The organism is Streptococcus sp. GMD6S (assembly GCF_000297015.1).
In genome coordinates this window covers 1-2384 of the sequence record NZ_AJRH01000105.1, presented here as the reverse complement: position 1 = coordinate 2384, position 2384 = coordinate 1, and the positions used below count along the sequence as shown (strand labels likewise).

General features: G+C 39.4%; 3 protein-coding genes. 2 read left to right on the top strand and 1 reads right to left on the bottom strand.

Annotation, left to right across the window (positions count from 1 at the left end):
- Nucleotides 1-185: 185 nt before the first annotated feature.
- On the top strand, nt 186-1088 hold the full coding sequence (locus tag GMD6S_RS08780) for a helix-turn-helix transcriptional regulator (protein WP_000841080.1): 903 nt from the start codon (nt 186-188) through the stop codon (nt 1086-1088).
- 54 nt (nt 1089-1142) lie between these two features.
- Nucleotides 1143-1757, top strand: coding sequence for a GyrI-like domain-containing protein (locus GMD6S_RS08775; RefSeq protein ID WP_000873101.1), 615 nt, complete (start codon nt 1143-1145; stop codon nt 1755-1757).
- A gap of 42 nt (nt 1758-1799) precedes the next feature.
- Here GMD6S_RS08775 and GMD6S_RS08770 read toward each other — a convergent pair.
- A partial coding sequence (locus tag GMD6S_RS08770; protein WP_000342022.1) for an AAA family ATPase occupies nt 1800-2384 on the bottom strand: 585 nt, incomplete at its 5' end.

The window sequence follows — 2384 nt, the reverse complement described above, 5'->3', positions numbered from 1 at the left end:
GTTTGCCATTGCATTTTCCTCATTCTCTAGTATCTTTATTATTATCATAATGGACGAGGGGCAAGCTGTCAAGAATAAACCAACGAACTTGTGCAGAAAAAGCTACTTTGTTTGGATTAATATTTGTCTAGTTAAACTTTCCAGACCTAGCACTATAACTGGTATAATGAAAGAGAGGTGATTTTATGGCAGAATCAAGACTATTTCGTATCCTGTATCTACTTTTAGAAAAAGGCAGTACAACGGCTCCTGAATTATCCCGATTATTTGAAGTATCTGTACGAACGATTTATCGCGATATTGAGCGGTTGAGTATGGCGGGGATTCCTCTATATTCGATACCTGGGAAGTCAGGCGGAATCTTTTTAATGAAGGACTTTGTTCTGGATCGTACTCTCGTATCGGAGGATGAAAAATTAGAACTTCTATCAGCTTTGCAAGGAATTCAAGCCCTGACAAATGACAGGCAAGATTTGTTACTTGAAAAGTTGGAATCTATTTTTCAAGTTTCTACTAGCCCTTGGATAGAAGTAGATTTGACTGACTGGAGAAAGCGAGAAGGTCAAAAAGAATTATTTGATAACATCAAACATGCTATTCTAGAGAAAAGGCAACTGGTGATTACTTATCTAGGTGGGTGTAGTCAGAAAACGATTCGTACAGTCGAGCCCTTTAGACTCGTATTTAAAAAGAGAGATTGGTACCTTCATGCCTACTGTTGTTTGAAGGAAGAGTGGCGTTTTTTCAAATTGTCTAGAATTAGGAATTATCACCTAACAACTGAAACTGTGAAGCAGAAAAATGTGGAGGATTGGGTTGATGGTTCAGATCAAGTGGCACATCAAATCGAAGTTTCCTTGAAGTTTAGTCCCAAGCTTGCTTTCCGGGTTTATGAAGATTTTTCAGAAGATGAGATTAGCTTGGGGAAAGATGGGTGTTATTATGTCAAGACAGTCCTACCAGAGCATGAAAGTCTGTATACTTACCTCCTGTCTTATCTAGATGGGGTGGAAATACTCGCCCCCAATCATCTGAAGAAGGAATTGCTTTCTAGAGTAGAAAAAATCCAAAAACTTTACAAACCTTGACAAAAGATGTCAGGGTTTTGGTGCTATACTAGAGATAGAAAGGAGAGGAACCAAATGAAATACGAATGGAGAAAGGAAGCAAAAGATCTTTATCAAGTGAAAGCTAGTCCCAGCATCCTGCAGGTACTAGGTCAATCCTATATCGTGATTGATGGTAAAGGTGATCCAAATCAAGAAGATTTTTCAGAACGCGTAGGGGCCTTATATGCCTTAGCCTATGCGATAAAGATGAAGTATAAAAAAGCTCCTCTGGATGAGGTTTACACTGATTTTACTGTCTTTCCTTTAGAAGGTGTATGGAAAAAGGAGAAGGAGGGAGAACTGGTAAAAAGTGAGCTTTCTTATAGCATTATGATTGGGCAACCCGATTTTATTACGAGAGAACTATTTGAAAAAGCTTTGGAAGAGGTCAAAATCAAGAAGCCAAATATTCTCTATGAGGCTATTCGTTTTGAAATGATAGAAGAAGGCCAAAGCCTTGCTATGCTTCATGTAGGACCTTTTGATACTGAAAATGAGACTTTTGCAGAGATGGAGCATTTTTGTCAACTTCATAAACTCAAAAGAACTTCGGAAGTACACCGAGAAATTTATCTCACTAATCTTCATCGAACGGAGCCAAGCAAATTGAAAACAATTCTTCGCTATCAAGTTCAAGAAGAGAATTAAAAAAAGAACAGGAAATCTTGTTTCCTGTTCTTTTTATGAGATTTATTCTTCTATTTCAGAAGTAATCTCTTCTGTTTTTTCAGTTTTTTTAGCAGATTTGATTTGAATTTTGCCATTGTTTGTCATAACTGCCTTGAGGTCTTTTTCACTTGGATTTTCAAGGTAGTAGTCAGTGATGGCATCCTCGATATGGTCTTGAATAGTACGGCGGAGTGGACGCGCCCCCATTTTTGGATCATATCCCAAGTCAACCAACTTTTCTTTGACCTTGTCTGTCACATAGAGGTGGATATTGTTGCTAGAGAGGCGTTTGTTGACATCTGCAAGCATGAGTTCGACGATTTGGAGAAGGTTGTCCTTGCTGAGAGGTTTAAATTCGATAATGCCGTCAAAACGGTTCATAAACTCTGGGCTAAAGAAGTTTCCGAGTTCACCGAGAACAGAGTTGGTACGTCCTTCACGAGCCGCCCCAAAACCAACGCTGGCTTCGGCCTTACCCGTACCGGCATTTGAGGTCATGATAATGATAGCATCCTTAAAGCTAACTGTACGTCCTTGCCCATCTGTCAAACGACCATCGTCCAAGACTTGAAGGAACATGTGCATGACATCTGGGTGGGCTTTCTC

Excerpts from the sequence above, each read along its gene's own strand:
- GMD6S_RS08780 (WP_000841080.1), top strand. The coding sequence starts at position 186 with ATGGCAGAATCAAGACTATTTCGTATCCTGTATCTACTTTTAGAAAAA.
- GMD6S_RS08775 (WP_000873101.1), top strand. The coding sequence starts at position 1,143 with ATGAAATACGAATGGAGAAAGGAAGCAAAAGATCTTTATCAAGTGAAA.